The organism is Betaproteobacteria bacterium, assembly GCA_016720855.1.
In the GTDB taxonomy this organism is placed as follows: Bacteria; Pseudomonadota; Gammaproteobacteria; order Burkholderiales; family Usitatibacteraceae; genus FEB-7.
The window spans coordinates 982,214-1,001,360 of record JADKJU010000002.1; the positions used below are offsets into that span (position 1 = coordinate 982,214).

The window sequence follows — 19,147 nt, forward strand, 5'->3', positions numbered from 1 at the left end:
GAACCCCCCCAGATGGCCCCATCTCCGGCCCGCATGAGCGCCGCGGAGCTCCGGGCGAGCCTTTCTCTCGCCTCGATCTTCGGGCTGCGCCTTTTCGGGATGTTCATCATCCTGCCTGTCTTCGCCCTCTACGCAGAGCGGCTGCCGGGCTGGAACCTCACGCTCGTGGGCATTGCCCTGGGCGCGTACGGGCTCACCCAGGCATTCCTGCAGGTCCCGTTCGGGTGGGCGTCGGACCGCCTCGGCCGCAAGCCCGTGATGGTGGCGGGACTCGCGATCTTCGCGCTCGGCAGCGCCACCTGCGCCTTTGCGGAAGCGCCGTGGGCGGTCATCCTCGGCCGGACGATCCAGGGCGCCGGGGCAATCTCGGGCGTCGCCCTGGCGATGGCGGCCGACTTCACACGACCCAGCCAGCGCACCAAGGCGATGGCGATCATCGGCTCCACGATCGGCCTTTCCTTTGCCGTTTCGTTTGCGCTGGCGCCGTACCTGCAGAAGGCGATCGGTGTTCCCGGGATCTTCGCGATGACCGGGTTCCTTGCGCTGGCCGCGATCGCGATCGTGGCATGGGTGGTGCCGGAGCAGCCGCCACGGCGCGATGGCGGCGACCGGGTTCCGTTTTCCGTCGTGCTGCGCGACCCCGAGCTCCTGCGGCTCAACGTCGGCATCTTCGGCCTGCACGCCATCCTGATGGCGCTCTTCGTCGTCGTGCCGTTCGCCCTCGTGCATTCGGGATTGCCGTCCGGATCCCACTCGGTCATCTACGTGGGCGCCGTCGGAACGGGCTTCCTGCTGATGCTCCCCTTCGTCGCGATCCGGAAGGTCGCCCGCCACGAGCGGGCAGTGTTTCTCGGCGCGATCGCCGTCCTCTTCGTTGGCATTGGCGTCCTGGCCTCGGGCCTGGATCGCCTCGCGTCGATCACCGCCGGACTTGTCATCTTTTTCGCTGCCTTCAACGTTCTAGAGGCAAAGCTTCCCGCGCTCGTGTCGAAGGCGGCGCCGCCCGCAGCCAAGGGCGCGGCATCGGGCCTTTACTCGAGCGTCCAGTTCTTCGGCACCTTCGTCGGCGGCGCGGCGGGCGGTGCCATCGCGCAGCATTTCGGCCCGGTGGCCGTCCTCTCGTCCTGCCTGGCGATCACCGCTTTCTGGTTCGCTGCCGCCTGGCCGATGGGAGACCCTGCAACCCGCGAACCCGAACCGCAAGAGCCCCACGAACCGCAAGCCTCCAACCCCTGACCCCGGGAGAAAACCATGGCATCCGTCAACAAAGTGATCCTCATCGGCAACCTCGGACGCGACCCCGAGACGCGCTACATGCCCGACGGCGGCGCCGTCACCAACGTGTCCATCGCCACCACCGAGTCGTGGAAGGACAAGAACGGCGAGAAGCAGGAGAAGACGGAATGGCACCGCGTGGCCTTCTTCGGCAAGCTCGCGGAAATCGCGGGCGAGTACCTGAAGAAGGGCAGCCAGATCTATGTCGAGGGGCGCCTGCAGACTCGCAAGTGGCAGGACAAGGACGGCCAGGACAAGTACTCGACGGAAATCGTCGCCGATCGCATGCAGATGCTGGGTTCACGGCAGGGCATGGGCGGCGGTGACCGCGAGCGGGATGCGGGCGGCGAACGGGAAGGGGCGGCCAAGCCCGCGGGCAAGCCGGCCGCAGGCAAGCCGGCCGGCACCAAGTTCGACGATTTCGAGGACGACATCCCGTTCTGACCGCCGGCTCGCTGCTCGACCACGTTTTCCTGCCGGCTCTTTCCTCGACGGCGCGGGGAGCGCCGGTAGAATGATCCCTCCATCGCGTATGCACCGGGTGCCACCATGAAGCGCATCGTTCTCTTCCTCGTCACGAACCTGTCCGTGATGCTGGTGCTTTCCATCACGCTCAACGTGCTGGGCGTGAACCGTTTCATGACGGCGCAGGGGCTCAATGTGGGCATGCTGGTGGTCTTCTCGGCGGTAGTGGGCTTCACGGGGTCATTCGTCTCGCTACTCCTGTCCAAGACCATGGCCAAGTGGTCCACGGGCGCGCAGGTGATCGACACCCCGCAGGGCGCGGATGAGCAGTGGCTCGTGAACACCGTGCGCCGCCTGGCTGAGAAGGCCGGCATCGGCATGCCCGAGGTCGCGGTGTACGAGGGCGAGCCGAACGCGTTCGCCACCGGCGCCTTCCGCGATTCCTCGCTGGTCGCGGTGTCCACCGGGCTCCTGCACTCCATGACGAAGGATGAGGTGGAGGCCGTCCTCGCGCACGAGGTGGCGCACGTGGCCAATGGGGACATGGTGACGCTCACGCTGATCCAGGGCGTCGTGAACACCTTCGTGGTGTTCTTTGCCCGCATCGTCGGCTACGTGGTCGACAAGACCGTGTTCAGGACCGAGCGCGGCACCGGGCCAGGCTATTACATCACCGTCATCGTCTGCGAGATCGTGTTCGGCATCCTCGCCTCCATCATCGTGGCCTGGTTCTCGCGCCAGCGCGAATTCCGGGCCGATGCGGGCGCAGCCAGCTTCCTTGGAACGCCGCGGCCCATGGTGTCGGCGCTGCGCCGCCTGGGCGGACTCGAGCCCGGCGAGCTCCCGAAGGCTTTCCAGTCGTCGGGCATTGCCGACAAGCCGGGCTTCATGGCGCTCTTTTCCAGCCATCCGCCCATCAAGGCGCGCATCGCTGCCCTAGAGTCGCGCGGTTGACCGACGACTCTCCGGCCGGAAGGAAGCCCGCCCGGCTCGCCTTCCTCATCGTCCTCACGGTCTTCGCGCACACCGCCTTCAACGGCAGCCGAGTCACCGTTTCGCTCTATGCGTTGAGCCTGCAGTCGAGCCCGCTGACCGTCGGCACGCTGATCTCGCTCTATTCGCTCCTGCCGATGCTCCTGTCGGTGAGCGCCGGACGCATGATCGACCGCGTCGGCATGGGCAGACCCGTTCTCTGGTCGTCGGTGGTGCTCGCCGTCGGCGTGGGGCTCCCCGTCCTATCGCCCGGCCTGCCGACCCTGTACCTTGCCTGCGTCGTGATAGGGCTCGCGTTCATGTTCTTCCACATCGCGGTGCAGAATGCGGTGGGCGCCCTGAGCCGACCGGAAGATCGAGCCGTAAACTTCAGCTGGCTGGCCCTGGGGTTTTCCATCTCCGGATTCCTCGGCCCAACCACGGCGGGGCTTGCGATCGACAACGCCGGGTATCGCGTCACGTTCGCCATCCTTGCCGTGTCGGCCATCGTGCCGGCGCTCGCGCTCGCCGTGAGAAAGCCGAGTCTTCCCCGGGCCCACCCCGGCCCCGCTCCGGGCGCGCGCCTGAAGGACCTGGTCGGCAGTCGCGAGTTGCGGCGCGTCTTCCTCGTGACCGGGTTTCTCGCGATGGCCTGGGACCTCTTCTTCTTCGTGATGCCCATCTACGGAACCTCTATCGGGCTTTCCGCTTCCACGATCGGGGGCATCCTGGGGTCGTTCGCGGCCGCCACGTTCGTCGTGCGGATGGTGCTTCCGTGGTTCGCGCGGCGACTGCCCCAGTGGCAGCTCGTGAGCGCCACCCTGTTCGTCGCCTGCGTGGCCTACACGCTGTTCCCCCTCGTCCGAACGGTGCCGCTCATTGCGACCATCGCCTTCCTGCTGGGGCTAGGGCTGGGCGCCTCGCAGCCCAGTCTCATGTCCCTCATCCAGCAATCGACACCGGAGGGGCGGCTGGGCGAGGCGCTCGGCATGCGAACCACGGTCATGAACGCCAGCCACACGCTTCTGCCACTCTTCTTCGGCGTCATCGGAACGGCGCTCGGCATGGCCTCCGTTTTCTGGTCCATGGCAGTTTGCCTCGGCACCGCCGGCGTTTATTTTCGCCGACATCGCCCTGGCGGCTGAACCCCTGGGGCGCCGCCGGGCACGATGCGCCAAGTGCTTGTGTTAAAATGGTTATTTTCTCCGATTCCGAGGCGTTGATGCCCATTTACGAATACCGCTGCTCGAATTGCGGCCACCAGCAGGAGTTCCTGCAGAAGATGAGCGACGCCCCGTTCACGCGTTGCACCCAGTGCGGCCAGGAAACGTTCGCGAAGATGGTCACCGCAGCCGGCTTTCACCTCAAGGGCAGCGGCTGGTACGCCACGGACTTCAAGGGGGGAGGAGCGAAGCCTGCCGCGAAATCCGAGGGGGCGTCCGAAGCAAAGGACAGCGCCAAGGGCCCGGCGCCCGCATCCGGCACGGGCGGATGCCCGGCCTCCTCGTAGGCCCTACTTGATCCCCTTCGGTCCGGAACGGTGCGCAGGCGAGTGATGGCCACGCTGAGGCGCTATCTCGTCGCGGGCCTCCTCGTGTGGATCCCGCTTGCGATCACGTTCTGGGTGCTCTCGCTGCTGGTCGAGCTGATGGACCAGTCGCTGCTGATCGTTCCCGCCCGCTATCGCAGCGATGCCGTGCTTGGCTTCCACCTGCCCGGGCTCGGCGCCATCCTGACGATCATGATCCTGCTTTCCACCGGCGCGGTGGTGGCCAATTTCTTGGGCAAGCGCCTGCTGCTTTTCTGGGAGTCCGTGCTGGGCCGCATCCCGATAGTGCGTTCGATATACGGCGGCGTGAAGCAGATCAGCGACACGCTCTTCTCGCCCGACGGCAAGGCCTTCCGCCGCGCGGTACTCGTGCGCTATCCCCACGCGGGCGCATGGACGGTCGCGCTCGTCACGGGTACTCCCGAGCACGAGGTCACGGACCACCTGGGCCACGACCAGGTGTCGGTCTTCGTGCCCACGACGCCCAACATCACGGCGGGGTTCTTTCTCATCGTGCCGCGATCCGACACGCTGGAGTTGCAGATGAGCGTGGACCAGGCGCTCAAGTACATCATTTCCATGGGCGTGGCCGAGCCGCCGCGCCCGGGAGCACGACCCGAGAGTCTCCACTCCGGGACCGACCCCAATCCGGTGCCGTCGCCGAAAACGTAGGCGGCGGCGCGAAGGGTCGGGCAGTCACTGCCCACGGCGTGCGAAGCCAGGCCTCCCGCGGTTGCGCGGGAGCGACGAACGAAATCGGCCCCGCGAGCGGGGCACAAAGAGAAAATGCGAACTGAATACTGCGGACTGATCGATACCCGATTCCTCGGGAAACCCGTGACGCTTTATGGCTGGGCGCACCGCCGCCGCGACCACGGAGGCGTCATCTTCGTCGACCTTCGTGATCGCGAGGGGCTCGTCCAGGTGGTGAGCGATCCGGACCGGAAGGAGACCTTCGCCAACGCCGACCGGGTCAGGAACGAATTCGTCCTTCGGGTGACCGGCATCGTGCGGCGCCGCCCGGAGGGAACGGTGAACCCGGGCCTCAGAAGCGGGGAAATCGAAGTGCTCGCCCACGACCTGGAGATCCTGAACCCTGCGGTCACGCCGCCGTTCATGATGGACGACGAGACGATTTCCGAGGAGGTGCGGCTTCGCTACCGCTACCTCGACCTGCGCCGCGAACCGATGCACAAGGCGCTGAAGATGCGCCACCGCACTGCGAAGGCGGTGCGCGACTACCTGGACGACCTGGGCTTCATCGACATCGAGACACCGGTGCTCTACAAGTCCACGCCCGAGGGCGCGCGAGAATTCCTCGTGCCTTCACGCATCCATGACGGGCAGTTCTACGCGCTGCCGCAGTCTCCGCAGCTGTTCAAGCAGCTCCTGATGATTGCCGGCTACGACCGCTACTACCAGATCGTGAAGTGCTTCCGCGACGAGGACCTGCGCGCGGACCGGCAGCCCGAGTTCACGCAGATCGACATCGAGACATCGTTCCTTTCCGAGCGCGAGATCCAGGACATCATGGAGGGGCTCGTTCGCCACGTCTTCAAGCGGGTGCTCGACGTGGATCTGCCTGCATTTCCGCGCCTGGCCTACGCCGACGCGATGGCCCGGTATGGCAGCGACAAGCCCGACCTGCGCGTGAAGCTCGAGCTGACCGAGCTCACCGACCTCATGAAGGGCGTCGATTTCAAGGTCTTCCGGGCGGCGGCGGAACTTCCCGATGGCCGCGTCGCCGCGCTGCGGGTGCCCGGCGGCAATGCTGCGTTCACGCGCAAGGAACTCGACGACCTCACGCCGTTCGTGGCGATCTACGGCGCGAAGGGCCTGGCATACATCCGCGTGAACGACCGCACGAAGCCGGGCGAGGAGGGCCTCCAGTCGCCGATCGTGAAGTTCTTCAAGCCCGCCGAGCTCGCCGCGATCCTCGAGCGCACCAGCGCGCAGGACGGCGACGTGATCTTCTTCGGCGCGGACCGCCGGAAGGTGGTCAACGACGCGATGGGCGCGTTGCGCATGAAGGTCGGGCACGAGAAGGGCCACGCCGAAGCCGGCTGGCGCCCGTGCTGGGTGCTGGATTTCCCCGCCTACGAATACGACGAGGAGGGCAAGCGCTGGCTGGCCGCGCACCACCCGTTCACGAGCCCGAAGGACGAGCACGTGGCCCTCATGGACACCGACCCCGGCAAGGTGCTTGCGAAGGCCTACGACATTGCGCTGAACGGCTGGGAGATCGGCGGCGGCTCCGTGAGAATCCACCGCACCGAGATCCAGGCCAGGCAGTTCAAGACGCTCGGCATCGGCGACGAGGAAGCGCGCGCAAAGTTCGGCTTCCTGCTGGACGCTCTCTCGTATGGCGCGCCCCCGCACGGGGGCATCGCATTCGGTTTCGACCGGATGGTGGCGATGATGGCGGGCGTGGACCAGATCCGGGACGTGATCGCCTTCCCGAAGACGCAGCGCGGACAGGACCTGATGGTCGAGGCGCCGAGCGCCGTGACGGAGCGCCAGCTTCGCGAGGTGCACATTCGCCTGCGCAGTCCGACGCAGCCTCCATCGCCACCCTCCGCCTTGGGAGAGGGCCGGGATGAGGGGCAGGGTTGACGATCGCACTCGTGGCCCACGGCGGTGCCGGCGTGGTTGCGCGCATGCGGGCCTAGTGGCTTGGAGACGCGGTTCAAGATTCCGGTCTCGACGCTGGTGGTCATCTACACGCCGGAACTGGACGTGCTACTCATCGAGCGCGCCGACCATCCCGGATTCTGGCAGAGCGTCACGGGAAGCCAGGACCCGGGCGAATCCCTCGCGCAAACCGCCATTCGCGAGGTCGGGGAGGAGACGGGCATCGACGCGACGCGTCACGTCCTCGCCGATTGGCAGGTGTCCAACGTTTACGAGATCTTCGCGGTCTGGCGCTACCGCTACGCGCCGGGCGTCACGCACAATACCGAGCACGTCTTCGGTTTGCGGGTACCGGGACGGCTCGAGGTGACACTCGCACCGAAGGAACACCTGCGCTTCCGGTGGCTTGCGTGGCAGGAGGCGGCGAACGAGGTGTTCTCGTGGAGCAACCGACAGGCGATACTCATGCTTCCCGAGAAGGACGCATCCTTCGCAAGCACCGGAACCGCGCCATGAATCCCGAAGCTGCCCCGTCCCTCACCGTCGTCACTTACAACATCCACAAGGGTTTCTCGGCGCTCAACGGCCGGCTGGTGGTGCACGAGATCCGGGAGCGGCTGCACTCCCTGGCCGCCGACGTGGTGTTCCTGCAGGAGGTGCAGGGGGCCCACCACCGGCATTCGCGCAAGCACGTCTCGTGGCCCGAGGCGGGCCAGCACGAGTTCCTGACGCAGGAGGGCGGCCACGGAGCCTACGGCATGAACGCCAGCTACCAGGACGGGCACCACGGCAACGCGATCGTGAGCCGCTTCCCGATCGTGAAGTCGGAAAACATCGACATCTCCCATCACGCGATGGAGAGCCGTGGGCTGCTGCACTGCGAGATGGCGGTGCCAGGCTGGACGGAGCCCCTGCACTGCATCAATGTCCACCTGGGGCTCTGGGCGAGGAGCCGTCGCTTCCAGCTCGAGTGGCTCTGCAACCGCATCCGCGAAACCGTGCCTCCCCGCGCGCCCCTCGTGGTGGCCGGCGACTTCAACGACTGGCGCGGAGTCGCCACCGCGATGCTTGAGCGCGAGCTCGACCTCGCCGAAGTCTTCGAGCAGGCGCTCGGCCGGCACGCGAGGAGCTTTCCCGCGCGACTGCCGTTCCTCAAGCTCGATCGCATCTACGTGCGCGACCTGAAGGTGGGTGTCACGCAACGCCTCTCCGGGGATCCCTGGTCGCGCCTGTCCGATCACGTGGCGCTCGCCGCGAAACTGTCCCGCTGAAGGCGCGCCGGGAAGAGTCATGAGGCCGGTCGCCGGCAATCGCGTGACGCTCCTGCGCAACGGCGCCGAGTTCTTTCCTGCGCTCGTGGCCGCGATCGACTCCGCTTCCGAGGATGTGCGCCTCGAGACCTACATCTTCGCCGACGACGCTGCGGGGCGGGCGGTGGGCGAGGCCCTCAAGCGCGCGGCAAGACGGGGCGTCAAGGTGCGGCTCATGATCGACGGCTTCGGATCGCGCGAGCTGGCGCCGGCGTTCCTGGAGGACCTGGGGGCCGCCGGCGTCTTCGTCCAGCGCTTTCGCCCGGAGCGGGGCTGGTTTTCATTTCGGCGCAGCCGCCTTCGGCGCCTGCACCGGAAGATCGCGCTCGTCGATGCGCGCGTGGGCTTCGTGGGCGGTCTCAACATCCTCGACGACCATTCCGGGCACGAGAGCGAAGCGCCGCGCTACGACTATGCCGTGCGCATCGAGGGACCGCTGCTCGCGGAAATCTACCCCGTCATGTACCGGCTGTGGTGGCTGGTGGCCACGCTCTCGCGCAACGGACGTCAGCCCGGGTTCCTTCCCCCGGTCGTCCCCTCCGGGCCTGTCGGTGAAACCACGGCGGCCTTCGTCTTCCGCGACAACTTCCGGCATCGCCACGACATCGAGGCGATGTACCTCGAGGGGATCAATGCCGCGCGCCGCGAGATCCTCATCGCCTGCGCGTACTTCATGCCCGGCTGGCGCGTGCGCCACGCACTCATGGAGGCGACGGCGCGCCGCGTACGCGTGGCCATCGTCGTGCAGGGCTGGTCGGACCACCGGATCTTCCAGAACGCGAGCCGGATCCTCTACGGAGCGCTGCTCGACCGCGGCATCGAGATCTACGAGTACGAGCGCAGCGAATTGCACGCCAAGGCCGCGGTCATCGACGGTCGTTGGGCCACGGTCGGTTCGTCCAACCTCGATCCCTTCAGCCTGTTCCTGGCACGCGAGGCCAACGTGGTGATCTTCAGCGAGTCGTTCGCGGGAGAGATGCGCGAATCCATCGACCACGAAATCCGCCTGGGGGCGCGGGCCGTTCCCCGCATCCTCTGGAGACGCCGGCCGTGGCTCCAGCGCGTCGGCGGATGGCTCGCGTACGGCTGCGCGCGGGTCGCGATGGGCATTGCCGGCATCGGCCGGCGGTGGTTCTGAAGGGGGGGCGAACGCCGCCTAGCGGTGATCCGCCCGGTCGGCCGAGGCGCCGCGGATGAGGGTGCCGACGCCTTCGCTGGTGAGCACTTCCAGCAGCAGGGCATGCGAGATCCGCCCGTCGATGATGTGCGCGGTCTTCACGCCGTTCTTCACCGCGTCCAGCGCGCACTCGACCTTGGGCAGCATCCCGCCGGAGATCGTGCCGTCCTCGATCATCGCGTTCACCTTCTTGGCGGTAAGGCCCGTGATCACCTTGCCCTCCTTGTCGAGAACGCCGGTGGTGTTGGTGAGGAGTATCAGCTTCTCGGCCTGGAGGGTGATCGCGAGCTTGCCAGCCGCGATGTCGGCGTTGATGTTGTAGGCTGTCCCGTTGTCGTCCGCGCCAATGGGCGCGATGACGGGGATGAAATTGCGCTCGTCGAGGAGCTGGATGATTTCCGGGTCGATGCGGACGACTTCTCCCACGAGGCCCACGTCGATTTTCTTCTTCTTGTCCTCCTTGCTCGCGACCTTGAGCTTGCGGGCGTGGATGAAGTGGCCGTCCTTGCCGGTGAGACCCACGGCGCGGCCGCCTGCCTTGTTGATGAGGGTGACGATTTCCTGGTTGATCAGGCCGCCGAGCACCATCTCCACCACGTCCAGCGTTTCCTCGTCCGTGACGCGCATGCCCTGGATGAACTCGCTTTGCTTGCCGAGCTTCTGCAGGAGCGCCCCGATCTGCGGGCCGGCGCCGTGCACGACCACCGGATTCATGCCGATCAGCTTCAGCAGCACGATGTCCTCGGCGAAGTCCTCCTGCAGCGCGACGTCGGTCATCGCGTTGCCGCCGTACTTGATCACGATGGTCTTGTCGTAAAAGCGCTGGATGTAAGGCAGCGCCTCTACCAGCACTTCGGCTTTCTGCGTGGAGGATAGCTTGGGAGGCATGTTGGGGCAGCTCGGAGGGGAAGGGGTGGGTGGCCGCTATTGTAGGCGGCGCTCCTCCAAGTAAAAAGGGGTCCGGAAGGCTTCGGGCCTGCGGACCCCGGGAAGCGGGAGCGCGCGCTACTGGATCGCGACCCGGCGGCCTGCCGCCGCCGCCTTCTTGGGCAGAGTGAGCTCGAGCACGCCGTCGGTGTATTTCGCTTCGGCTTTCGTCTCGTCGATATCCTGCGGGAGCGCGAAGCGACGGGTGGTCTTGCCGACGTAGCGCTCAGTGCGCAGCACCCGCTCGCCTTCCTTCGCCTCTGTCTCGCGCCGGCTTTCCGCGCTGATCTGGACCTCGTTTGCCTCGATCTCGACGTGGATGTCCTCTTTCCTCGCGCCGGCGATATCGGCCTGGAGCACGTAGGCGGCCGGGGTTTCGCGAACGTCGACACGGATGGGCGCAGGCTCGGATGCGCCCGCGCAGGCCGGGACCGTGCGGAAGAAATCGTTGAAAAGACCGTCGAGTCGCCCGGTGACGGGCTCGTAGCGCAGCAGCGAATTCATGCTTGCCTCCTGTTCAGTGGATGGGGTCCGGATGCGGCCCGGAACCTTCGGGACGCAACTGCGTCCGATGGGGACTATCTTTGGCCCGCAGCGCGAAATTCAAGGGGCAGGCGGGGCGGCAATCGCCGCGGTGTATCATTTCCCGCCTGCTCGGGGCCCCTCGCGAGCCGACTGTGCAACCCATCCGCAAAGGAGATTCCCATGAACTCGAAGCGAGCCCTCATCCGGTCGGCACTGGCCGGCGTGGTCGCGCTCGGCCTCGGCCAGGTCCGGGCGGCTGACGCCCACGACGGCCAGCCGGCGGCCGACAAGGAGAAGTGCTACGGCATCGCCAAGGCCGGCCAGAACGACTGCGGTACGGCCACCCACGCCTGCGCGGGACTTGCCAGGAAGGACAATGCGCCGGATGAGTGGAGGTTGGTTCCCAAGGGCACCTGCGCGAAGCTGGGCGGCAAGCTCAAGCCCCCGGCCGTCAAGTAGCGAACGCCACTCGTGCCCGCGCGCTTCCCGGCTCGCGCACCGGATTCCGCGAAGGCCGGCATCGGCCTGCGCACCCCGCACTTCGAGGCCCTGGCCGCAAGGCGGCCGGCGCTTTCCTTCCTCGAGGTGCACAGCGAGAACTATTTCGCCGACGGCGGACCCTCGATCGCGTGGCTGGAGCGATTTCGCGCCGACTATGCCGTGAGCCTGCACGGGGTGGGGCTCTCCCTGGGCTCGGTGGATCCGCTCGACGGGCCGCACCTGTCACGACTTGCACGTCTCGTGAAGCGTATCGAACCGGCGCTCGTCTCGGAGCACCTGTGCTGGTCGAGCCTGGGCGGGCGGCACCTGAACGAGCTGCTGCCGTTGCCGTATTCGGAGGAAGTGCTCGCCCATGTGTGCGGTCGCGTTGCCGAAGTGCAGGATCGCCTCGGGCGAACCGTGCTCATCGAAAACGTGTCGGCCTATGTGCGATTCACCTCCTCGACGATTCCCGAGGGCGAGTTCGTCGCCGAGGTGGCGCGCCGTACCGGATGCGGCGTGCTCCTCGACGTGAACAACGCGTGGGTCAATGCGGTGAACCATGGAACCGATGCGAGGCAGTTCCTCGGCGCCATCGACCCCGCGACCGTCGGCGAGATCCATTTGGCCGGCTGCGAGGTGACGCCTGACGGTCTCATCGATACGCACGGTGCCCCGGTCTTTCCCGAGGTCTGGGCGCTGTTCGAGGAGACGATCGCGCGCCTGGGCCCGGTGCCGACGCTCATCGAGTGGGACAACCACATTCCGGAGCTCGACGTCCTGCTCGCGGAAGCCGGAAGGGCTGATGCGATCCTCGGCTCATCCATCGCGCGAACCGGTCGCCGGGCGGCGGCATGACGCATCCGGAACGACTGGGCCGCCTGCAGGCGCAATTCGTGGATGCCGTCCTGGAAGGCGATCGCGAGGCACTTGCGCCGCATCTTGCGGGTGAAGCCGGATTGGCGACACGCCGGCTCGCCATCTATCGCGGCGCGATTTCCGCCAATCGCCGGGATGCCCTGCGCGCTGCGTATCCGGTCGTTGCGCGTCTCGTGGGCGATGCCTTCTTCGACGAGGCGGCGCGGCGCCACTCGCAAACGACGCCGCCGGATCGCGCCGACCTCAATCGCCATGGCGCGTCATTTCCGGCGTTCCTGGCCGCGTATGCGCACGCGCAGCCGATGCCGTGGCTCGCCGATGTCGCGAGGCTCGAGTGGGCGTGGCAGGAATCGCTCATGGCGGCCGACGCGCCGCGGCTCGATTTCGCCGCGCTCGCGCTCGTGCGGGAAGACGAGCAGGCGGATATCCGATTTCGCCTCCACCCCGGCGTGCGCCTCGTGCGCTCGGCCTGGCCCGTGTACTCGATCTGGGAGGCCAACCAGCCCGATCGTGACGGGACGCCGGATCGCGAGGAAGGCGCCGACGACGTGCTCGTCTGGCGCGAGGAGCAGCGCGTTCGGCAGGCGACCCTCGACTTGCCGGAAGCCGCGTTCGTTGAAGGGCTTGCGCGCGGTCTTGCGCTCGGCGAGGTGGCCGGCAGGCAGGACGGGTGGGATTGCACGGCGATTCTCCACCGTCTCGCGGAGCACGGGATGCTCTGCGGCTTCTCGACCGGCGACCCGCCCGGGCCCTAGCGCGACGTGATGTCGTTCACGACATCGAGCGCGATGCGCCAGCCCTGCGACTCCCGCCGCCAGACGCGAACATAGTGCCCCGCCGTGGCGGCGCCTCGCGGGCCATACCGGCCCCACGCGTAGCCCAGGTCCCCGGAAGCGCTCACCTCATGAGCCTCGAGAAACCATGCCGTGCGCGATTCGCGCGCCGCGGGAGAGCCCAGCGCGGCGTCGCGGCCGAGGAACGGCGCCTGTCCCTCGCGATACATGCGTATGGACGATGAGGCCGCAGCCGCGTAGGCGGCCGCGTCGCCGGCGTCGCTTGCGCGACTGGCGAACTGCGCTTCGGCAGCCGCGATCGAGCTGGAAGGGGGCGTGCCGGGAGGCGGCGTCGAGCCTGCCTGCAGGCGCGCTTCGGCGAGGGCGGCGCCCGGGTGGGAAATGCCGAGGTCGACATGGACTCGCCAGGGGCCGCCCGCATCGCGCTTCCACAGGGAAACGAACTGGCCATGCAGGGGGGCGGCGGAAGGATCCTTGCGGCTTGTGATCGTCCAGGGCCCGGTGGAAAGCCCGATCTCGCCGGAAGCCGCCACCTCGACGAAAACGGGTCGCCAGTCGAGGACAATGGGGGGATCCGGACGGGCGGCGATCGCCGCGGGGCCGTTCACCGGCCCGTCGCGAAAGAGGATGGCGTCCGGAGCGAACCACGCGAGGAACGCGGCGCGCATGCCTTCGCGAACGGACTGAGCCGCAAAGGCGGACTCCGCGGCGGCCAGCGACGTGGGCGCCTGCGCGGGCGGGGCAGGATCGGGCAGGCAGGCGCATCCTGCCAGGGCGGTTGCTGCCGCGGCGAACAGCCGTTTCATGTGCCTAGAGCACGTAGCGCGAGAGATCCTCGCTTTTCGCCAGCTCGGCCAGGCGCGCATCGACATAGGCCGCGTCGATGCGCACTTCGCGCGCGCCGCGGCCGGCGTCGAACGAGATCTCCTCGAGGAGCTTCTCCAGCACCGTATGCAGGCGCCGCGCGCCGATGTTTTCCGTGCGCTCGTTCACCGAGAAGGCGATTTCCGCCAGGCGCCGCACGGCTTCCGGCGTGAACGAGAGCGCGACTTCCTCGGTGGCGAGGAGCGCCTCGTATTGCGTCGTGAGACAGGCATCGGTGGCCGTCAGGATGCGCTCGAAGTCTTCCACCGAAAGGTTCGAGAGTTCCACGCGGATGGGAAGGCGACCCTGCAGTTCGGGGATGAGGTCGGACGGGCGCGACAGGTGGAACGCGCCGCTGGCGATGAACAGGATGTGGTCGGTCCGGACCACGCCGTACTTCGTCGTGACCGACGTGCCTTCCACGAGGGGAAGGAGGTCGCGCTGCACGCCCTGCCGCGAGACGTCGGCGCCGCCGGTTTCCCCGCGACTGGCGATCTTGTCGATCTCGTCCAGAAACACGATGCCGTCCTGCTCCACGGCGCGCATGGCCTTGAGGCGGATCTCCTCCTCGTTCACGAGCTTGCCGGCTTCCTCGTCGGTGATGAGTCGCAGCGCCTCCCGGATGGCCAGCTTCCGGCTCTTCCGGCGGCCGCCGCCCATGTTCGCGAACATGCCCTGGATCTGCTGGGTGAGTTCCTCCATGCCCGGCGGAGCCATGATCTCCATCGCCCCGGATCCCTGGGCCACGTCGATCTCGATCTCGCGATCGTCGAGCTTTCCCTCGCGCAGCATCTTGCGGAAGCGCTGGCGCGTGGAGCCGGCCTCCTGGCCCTCGGAGACAGGCACGCCGGGGAGCAGCGCGTCGAGGATCCGCTCCTCCGCCGCGTCCTCCGCGCGCGGGCGGACCTTGTTCATCTCCTGCTCGCGCGTGGCCTTGACCGCCACCTCGGCCAGGTCGCGGATGATCGTATCCACGTCGCGGCCGACATAGCCGACCTCGGTGAATTTCGTCGCCTCGACTTTCACGAACGGGGCGTTCGCCAGTCGCGCCAGCCGTCGCGCGATCTCCGTCTTGCCCACGCCGGTCGGCCCGATCATCAGGATGTTCTTGGGCGTGATTTCGCTGCGCAGCGGCTCCGGAACCTGCGAGCGGCGCCACCGGTTGCGCAGCGCGATCGCGACGGCCTTCTTGGCCGCGCCCTGGCCGACGATGTGCTTGTCCAGCTCGTGGACGATTTCCTGCGGCGTCATCATCGACGCGGCCGGCGGGGCAGGCAGGGTGGCGTTCGGGCTCATGGAAGCGCGGCCGGGCCGCTCAGAGCGTCTCGATCACGTGGTTCTGGTTCGTGTAGATGCAGATCTCGCCCGCGATCTCCAGGGCCTTCTTCACGATGTCCGCGGGGGCGAGCTCGGTGTTCGCAACGAGGGCCATGGCGGCGGCCTGGGCGAACGAGCCGCCGCTGCCCATGGCGACGATCCCGTGTTCCGGCTCGAGCACGTCGCCATTGCCGGTGATGAGCAGGGAAGCTTCCCGGTCGGCCACGGCAAGCATCGCCTCCAGGCGGCGAAGCATCCTGTCCGTGCGCCAGTCCTTGGCAAGCTCGACCGCCGATCGCAGGAGGTTGCCCTGGTGCTTCTCGAGCTTTGCCTCGAACCGCTCGAAGAGGGTGAACGCATCGGCCGTCGCGCCTGCAAAGCCGGCCAGGATGCGATCGTTGTAGAGGCGGCGTACCTTGCGCGCGCAGGACTTGACGACGACGTTGCCGAGGGTGACCTGGCCGTCGCCGCCCATGGCGACCCGGGCGCCCCGGCGTACGCAGACGATGGTGGTTCCGTGGAAGGATTCGTCGGCCATGGCGGGTCTAGTTCACCCTTCGGCGGATGAGGATCGCGTGGCGATTGAACCCGAAGGCTTCCAGCAGCGCGGCGTTCAATTCGGAAAGATTGGAAAGGATTACCCGCTTGCCAGCGAGCTGGATTGCCTTTACCACCTCGAAGAACTGGGCCCCGGCGGCAAAATCGACGCGCAGGACCTTGCTCATGTCCACGACGATTTCCGAACCCGCGGCCGAATGGGCGGCCAGGTCGGCGAACTGGTTCTGGCTTGCGGTGGAGATCACGCCCTTCAGAACGAAGGCGGAGTCCGGCACCGAGGCCGCGGCGGCCGCGGCGGGCGCGGCCGGGACGTGGGACGCCGCGGCCGACACGGTGTTCAAGTACACCTCCCAGCTGGGCGGCGATATCTCGAACGCGACGGCATATTCCAGTCCCAGCTCCTCGAAGGGCTCCATCTTCCCCTGTACCACGTAGAGCTCGAACAGGAGCTGCCAGAAGCTGCGCGTGGCGTCCGATGCCCGCTCGTTGAGTGCGGCGCGCAGCACGTGCTCGAGCGTCTCGACGCTGTTGAACCACATCGGCAGGCCGCCGCGCCGAAGGCGCCGCAGGGCCGCGGCCAGCAGCGCCGACTCCGAGGCGGTGATGGAGGCGACCTTTCCCAGGTCGACCCGCACCGTGCCCATCGACTCGGCAAAGGCGAGGAACTTCTCGATTTCCGGAGCGAGCTCGCCCATCGGATTGGGTTTGAGGGCGAAGAAATCCTTGCGTTCGCGACCCTGGACGCGCCTCGGATCCGAGGTGGCCTCGGATCCGCCCGCCCAGGCGGGGGGTGACTGCTCGAACTTCACCGTAAACAGCATGCAAAGCGCGTCGTATTCCGTCCGGTTCTGCGTGACCTCGAACAGGTCGAACAACATGAGCCAGGGCTGCTTGTTGGAACGGCTCGCGGGATTGCGCGTCTCGGCCTTGAGGATCGCCTCGGCGGCGGCCACGAGGTTCGCGGCGTAGAGCACGGCGGCTTCCTGCGCCGGGGGCAGGGGGGCGGAGTGGAATTCCTCGCTGCCGACGCGCCCGGCAGCGCGCGGCGCAGGCCGGGAAATGCCTGCCGGGGAGCTGCCGACGCCGGGAGAGGCCACGGTGGGAATGGCCTCAGGGCTTGAAGGGCGTCGCGTTGGTGAGGCGGTAGTACACGACGTCGTTGTCGAGAACCGACAGGCGGCCTGCAATGACAACGGGTTCGAAGGTGAAGTCGATCGGCGTGTCGGCGAGCACCTCGACGAGCGATTCCGGCCCGCCGGTCAGGCAGAACGAGCAGTGCGGCGGGAAAGCGGAGAGCAGGAACCGCTTCTGCTTCCTGGCCTGGTCGAGCGGCATCATGAACCCGTAGAGCTTGACCTGCTGCTTGTCCAGTTCCCTCACTTCCTTCGCGAAGACGGGGCCGAACTTCTTGTCGGCCTTCTGCACCGTTTTCGTCGACTGGAGCAGCTGCCAGGGCACGGTGCCGACCGGCGTGGGATCCGTCCCGATCCAGAAGCCGCCCTGCTCGGGGGATTTCGCGCGATCCTGGGGCTGCAGCGCCATCGCCCCGCAGGCGGTGATCGCGGCGACGACGGCAACGGCGGAAAATCGAATCGTTCCGGAATGCGCCATGGTGTCTCGCTTATCGTTTCGAGAGCAGGTTCGCGGGATCGGTGAAGTAAGCCTGTATTGCGGGCACGAGGCAGGTGAGGGCGCCGATCGCAAGGACTGCGGCGGCAAGGACCGCCTCGCCGGCGACCCACGTGAGCCCCGTGAGCGGCCAGGACCCGGACCTAGCGAGCCACAGGCCCAGAACATGCGTTGCACCATGTCCGAGTGCCAAGCCCAGTATAACGCCCGCCATGAGGAGCGTCACGCCCTCGACCAGGGTGAGCGCGGCGAGCGATGCCGGACGTGCGCCGAGAGTCCTCAGGAGAGCGAGGTCGTAACGCCTTTCCTGCAGGGCCGAGGTCAGGGCGACGAAGAGCGACAGCGCGGCGCTGGCCATGAGGATGATCGCGAACCACCGCAGCGTCTCGACACCGGCGCCGACAAGTTCGAGGAGGCGGGCGATCTCGTACGCCGGCGAGGCGGCCTGCATCGCGGTGGTGGCGTTTATCGAGCGCGGGAGCATCGCGGCGGCAAGCGGTGTGGCGTACCGGATGAGAAGAGCGGTGATCTCGGGCCGGGCGGTGGCGTGGCGCTCGTGGACGTGCCATACGCTTTCGACGGAGGTGACGACAAGCCGGTCGATCACGGCGCCGGTGGGCGCGAGGATCCCGGTGACGCGGTAAGGATGTTCGCCGTGGGCCGGTCCCGCAGCCGCGAGCCCGTGCGAGCCCGTGATGCTCGCACCCACCGTCACGGCCTGGCGGCGGGCGACCTCCGCGCCCACGACGGCTTCCATCGCGCCCGCGAAGAGCGCGCCCTGCGCGACTTTCGCCTCGTAGAGGCCGAGGAACGAGGCGTCGGTCCCGACAATGCGATAGCCGCGGAAGGAATCCCCGAGGGCCAGCGGCGTTGCGGAGGCGACCATCGGGTTCGCGACGATCGCCTCGGCTTCCTCGACGCCGATGTTGCCGGTGGGCACGTCGGCGTGGAACACCGTGGACAGGATGAGCTGCAGGGGGCTTCCCTTGGCTCCTACCACGAGGTCCACGGGCTTCGCGTCTCGCGCCAGGCGCTCCTCGGCCTGTTGCGTCACCAGGAGCAGGAAGGTGATCGTCGCCACCCCGAGCGCCAGCATCGTCGCGTTGAGCGCCGTGAGGAGCGGGCGGCTCGCGAGGTAGGCCATCGCCAGGCGGGCGGACCTCACAGCTCGAGTCTCCTGGAGAAGCGGCCGCGGATGCGGTTGTCGTGGGTCGCCACGAGCAGGGTCGCCCCGCACGCGGCGGCCTGTTCGAGCAGCAGGGCCAAGGCCCGCTCGCAGTTGGCGTCATCCAGGGCGGAGGTCGGCTCGTCCGCGAGGATGAGCGCAGGCCGGTTCACGACGGCGCGGGCGATGGCCACCCGCTGCGCCTCGCCGACCGAGATCTCGCGGGCCCGGGCGCCCGCGAGGGCTGCGATACCCAGGCTTCCCAGGACCTCGTCGATGCGGGTGTCGTCGACCCCCGACCCGGCCAGGCGCTGCGCGAGACGCAGATTCTCGCGCACGGAGATCACGCCGATGAGGTGCAGGGTTTGCAGCACGAGGCCGATCCTGCGTGCGCGGAAGGCATCGCGTCCGGCCGGCGTGAGGCGCGTCACGTCCTCGCCCGCGACGCGCACGCTTCCCGCCGTGGGTGCCGCGAGGCCGGCGATCACGTTGAGGAGCGTGGTCTTGCCGCTGCCGGAAGGGCCGAGCACGAGGCTCGCGTCGCCGCGCGCAACGTCCCAGGCCGGCACGTCGAGGACGGTGCGGCCCGCATAATCGTGGCGCAGGTTTCGGATCGCGAGCATGGGCCGC

General features: G+C 67.6%; 22 protein-coding genes. 13 read left to right on the forward strand and 9 right to left on the reverse strand.

All coding sequences use genetic code 11. From position 1 onward, the window contains the following. Window positions 1-12: 12 nt before the first annotated feature. From IPP91_12060 to clsB, 10 genes are all read left to right on the forward strand, one after another. Window positions 13-1,236, forward strand: coding sequence for an MFS transporter (locus tag IPP91_12060; protein ID MBL0142802.1), 1,224 nt, complete (start codon window positions 13-15; stop codon window positions 1,234-1,236). 15 nt (window positions 1,237-1,251) lie between these two features. Beyond that, window positions 1,252-1,719, forward strand: coding sequence for a single-stranded DNA-binding protein (ssb, locus tag IPP91_12065; GenBank protein ID MBL0142803.1), 468 nt, complete (start codon window positions 1,252-1,254; stop codon window positions 1,717-1,719). Window positions 1,720-1,824: 105 nt separating this feature from the next. Continuing rightward, window positions 1,825-2,694, forward strand: coding sequence for a protease HtpX (gene htpX, locus IPP91_12070; protein MBL0142804.1), 870 nt, complete (start codon window positions 1,825-1,827; stop codon window positions 2,692-2,694). Beyond that, window positions 2,691-3,857, forward strand: a complete 1,167-nt coding sequence (locus IPP91_12075) for an MFS transporter (GenBank protein ID MBL0142805.1) — start codon at window positions 2,691-2,693, stop codon at window positions 3,855-3,857. Before htpX ends, IPP91_12075 begins: the two co-directional genes overlap by 4 nt. A gap of 77 nt (window positions 3,858-3,934) precedes the next feature. Continuing rightward, entirely contained in the window at window positions 3,935-4,222 is a 288-nt protein-coding gene (locus IPP91_12080) for a zinc ribbon domain-containing protein (protein ID MBL0142806.1), read from the forward strand. 45 nt (window positions 4,223-4,267) lie between these two features. Next, window positions 4,268-4,933, forward strand: a complete 666-nt coding sequence (locus IPP91_12085; protein ID MBL0142807.1) for a DUF502 domain-containing protein — start codon at window positions 4,268-4,270, stop codon at window positions 4,931-4,933. Window positions 4,934-5,047: 114 nt separating this feature from the next. Then, a complete protein-coding gene (aspS, locus tag IPP91_12090) occupies window positions 5,048-6,874 on the forward strand; it encodes an aspartate--tRNA ligase (GenBank protein ID MBL0142808.1) in 1,827 nt (608 codons plus the stop codon). A 60-nt stretch (window positions 6,875-6,934) separates the two neighbouring features. Further along, entirely contained in the window at window positions 6,935-7,408 is a 474-nt protein-coding gene (gene nudB, locus IPP91_12095) for a dihydroneopterin triphosphate diphosphatase (protein ID MBL0142809.1), read from the forward strand. Beyond that, window positions 7,405-8,163, forward strand: a complete 759-nt coding sequence (locus IPP91_12100; protein MBL0142810.1) for an endonuclease/exonuclease/phosphatase family protein — start codon at window positions 7,405-7,407, stop codon at window positions 8,161-8,163. Before nudB ends, IPP91_12100 begins: the two co-directional genes overlap by 4 nt. A gap of 19 nt (window positions 8,164-8,182) precedes the next feature. Next, complete coding sequence (gene clsB / locus IPP91_12105) at window positions 8,183-9,340, forward strand: cardiolipin synthase ClsB (protein MBL0142811.1); 1,158 nt, start codon at window positions 8,183-8,185, stop codon at window positions 9,338-9,340. 18 nt (window positions 9,341-9,358) lie between these two features. Here the strand turns inward: clsB and argB are convergent, their stop codons facing one another. Continuing rightward, window positions 9,359-10,267, reverse strand: a complete 909-nt coding sequence (gene argB, locus IPP91_12110; GenBank protein ID MBL0142812.1) for an acetylglutamate kinase — start codon at window positions 10,265-10,267, stop codon at window positions 9,359-9,361. 117 nt (window positions 10,268-10,384) lie between these two features. Then, window positions 10,385-10,810 carry an Hsp20/alpha crystallin family protein gene (locus IPP91_12115; protein MBL0142813.1) on the reverse strand — a complete coding sequence of 142 codons (426 nt, stop codon included), beginning with the start codon at window positions 10,808-10,810 and terminating at the stop codon, window positions 10,385-10,387. Between the two features lie 201 nt (window positions 10,811-11,011). Between IPP91_12115 and IPP91_12120 the strand changes: the two genes are divergently transcribed. From IPP91_12120 to IPP91_12130, 3 genes are read left to right on the forward strand one after another with little or no spacing between them, the layout of a single operon-like run. Further along, window positions 11,012-11,290 (forward strand): DUF2282 domain-containing protein, encoded by a 279-nt coding sequence (locus IPP91_12120; GenBank protein ID MBL0142814.1) that lies wholly within the window; start codon window positions 11,012-11,014, stop codon window positions 11,288-11,290. Window positions 11,291-11,302: 12 nt separating this feature from the next. After that, a complete protein-coding gene (locus IPP91_12125) occupies window positions 11,303-12,169 on the forward strand; it encodes a DUF692 domain-containing protein (protein MBL0142815.1) in 867 nt (288 codons plus the stop codon). Next, on the forward strand, window positions 12,166-12,945 hold the full coding sequence (locus tag IPP91_12130) for a putative DNA-binding domain-containing protein (GenBank protein ID MBL0142816.1): 780 nt from the start codon (window positions 12,166-12,168) through the stop codon (window positions 12,943-12,945). Before IPP91_12125 ends, IPP91_12130 begins: the two co-directional genes overlap by 4 nt. Here IPP91_12130 and IPP91_12135 read toward each other — a convergent pair. The 7 genes from IPP91_12135 to IPP91_12165 form a co-directional block, all read right to left on the reverse strand. Beyond that, window positions 12,942-13,790: a nuclear transport factor 2 family protein gene (locus IPP91_12135; GenBank protein MBL0142817.1), complete on the reverse strand. Its 849-nt coding sequence runs from the start codon at window positions 13,788-13,790 to the stop codon at window positions 12,942-12,944. The two genes, IPP91_12130 and IPP91_12135, sit on opposite strands and share 4 nt — an antisense overlap. A gap of 4 nt (window positions 13,791-13,794) precedes the next feature. After that, window positions 13,795-15,099: an ATP-dependent protease ATPase subunit HslU gene (hslU, locus tag IPP91_12140; GenBank protein ID MBL0142818.1), complete on the reverse strand. Its 1,305-nt coding sequence runs from the start codon at window positions 15,097-15,099 to the stop codon at window positions 13,795-13,797. Between the two features lie 64 nt (window positions 15,100-15,163). After that, window positions 15,164-15,703: an ATP-dependent protease subunit HslV gene (hslV, locus tag IPP91_12145; GenBank protein ID MBL0142819.1), complete on the reverse strand. Its 540-nt coding sequence runs from the start codon at window positions 15,701-15,703 to the stop codon at window positions 15,164-15,166. Window positions 15,704-15,710: 7 nt separating this feature from the next. Further along, window positions 15,711-16,820, reverse strand: a complete 1,110-nt coding sequence (locus IPP91_12150) for an anti-sigma factor antagonist (GenBank protein MBL0142820.1) — start codon at window positions 16,818-16,820, stop codon at window positions 15,711-15,713. Window positions 16,821-16,833: 13 nt separating this feature from the next. Next, window positions 16,834-17,334 (reverse strand): DUF3299 domain-containing protein, encoded by a 501-nt coding sequence (locus IPP91_12155; protein ID MBL0142821.1) that lies wholly within the window; start codon window positions 17,332-17,334, stop codon window positions 16,834-16,836. 10 nt (window positions 17,335-17,344) lie between these two features. After that, window positions 17,345-18,496 carry an ABC transporter permease gene (locus IPP91_12160; GenBank protein ID MBL0142822.1) on the reverse strand — a complete coding sequence of 384 codons (1,152 nt, stop codon included), beginning with the start codon at window positions 18,494-18,496 and terminating at the stop codon, window positions 17,345-17,347. Between the two features lie 17 nt (window positions 18,497-18,513). After that, a complete protein-coding gene (locus IPP91_12165) occupies window positions 18,514-19,140 on the reverse strand; it encodes an ATP-binding cassette domain-containing protein (GenBank protein MBL0142823.1) in 627 nt (208 codons plus the stop codon). Window positions 19,141-19,147 lie beyond the last annotated feature (7 nt).

Excerpts from the sequence above, each read along its gene's own strand:
- IPP91_12060 (MBL0142802.1), top strand. The coding sequence starts at position 13 with ATGGCCCCATCTCCGGCCCGCATGAGCGCCGCGGAGCTCCGGGCGAGC.
- ssb (MBL0142803.1), top strand. The coding sequence starts at position 1,252 with ATGGCATCCGTCAACAAAGTGATCCTCATCGGCAACCTCGGACGCGAC.
- htpX (MBL0142804.1), top strand. The coding sequence starts at position 1,825 with ATGAAGCGCATCGTTCTCTTCCTCGTCACGAACCTGTCCGTGATGCTG.
- IPP91_12080 (MBL0142806.1), top strand. The coding sequence starts at position 3,935 with ATGCCCATTTACGAATACCGCTGCTCGAATTGCGGCCACCAGCAGGAG.
- IPP91_12085 (MBL0142807.1), top strand. The coding sequence starts at position 4,268 with ATGGCCACGCTGAGGCGCTATCTCGTCGCGGGCCTCCTCGTGTGGATC.
- aspS (MBL0142808.1), top strand. The coding sequence starts at position 5,048 with ATGCGAACTGAATACTGCGGACTGATCGATACCCGATTCCTCGGGAAA.
- IPP91_12100 (MBL0142810.1), top strand. The coding sequence starts at position 7,405 with ATGAATCCCGAAGCTGCCCCGTCCCTCACCGTCGTCACTTACAACATC.
- clsB (MBL0142811.1), top strand. The coding sequence starts at position 8,183 with ATGAGGCCGGTCGCCGGCAATCGCGTGACGCTCCTGCGCAACGGCGCC.
- argB (MBL0142812.1), bottom strand. The coding sequence starts at position 10,267 with ATGCCTCCCAAGCTATCCTCCACGCAGAAAGCCGAAGTGCTGGTAGAG.
- IPP91_12115 (MBL0142813.1), bottom strand. The coding sequence starts at position 10,810 with ATGAATTCGCTGCTGCGCTACGAGCCCGTCACCGGGCGACTCGACGGT.
- IPP91_12120 (MBL0142814.1), top strand. The coding sequence starts at position 11,012 with ATGAACTCGAAGCGAGCCCTCATCCGGTCGGCACTGGCCGGCGTGGTC.
- IPP91_12130 (MBL0142816.1), top strand. The coding sequence starts at position 12,166 with ATGACGCATCCGGAACGACTGGGCCGCCTGCAGGCGCAATTCGTGGAT.
- IPP91_12135 (MBL0142817.1), bottom strand. The coding sequence starts at position 13,790 with ATGAAACGGCTGTTCGCCGCGGCAGCAACCGCCCTGGCAGGATGCGCC.
- hslU (MBL0142818.1), bottom strand. The coding sequence starts at position 15,099 with ATGACGCCGCAGGAAATCGTCCACGAGCTGGACAAGCACATCGTCGGC.
- hslV (MBL0142819.1), bottom strand. The coding sequence starts at position 15,703 with ATGGCCGACGAATCCTTCCACGGAACCACCATCGTCTGCGTACGCCGG.
- IPP91_12155 (MBL0142821.1), bottom strand. The coding sequence starts at position 17,334 with ATGGCGCATTCCGGAACGATTCGATTTTCCGCCGTTGCCGTCGTCGCC.
- IPP91_12160 (MBL0142822.1), bottom strand. The coding sequence starts at position 18,496 with ATGGCCTACCTCGCGAGCCGCCCGCTCCTCACGGCGCTCAACGCGACG.
- IPP91_12165 (MBL0142823.1), bottom strand. The coding sequence starts at position 19,140 with ATGCTCGCGATCCGAAACCTGCGCCACGATTATGCGGGCCGCACCGTC.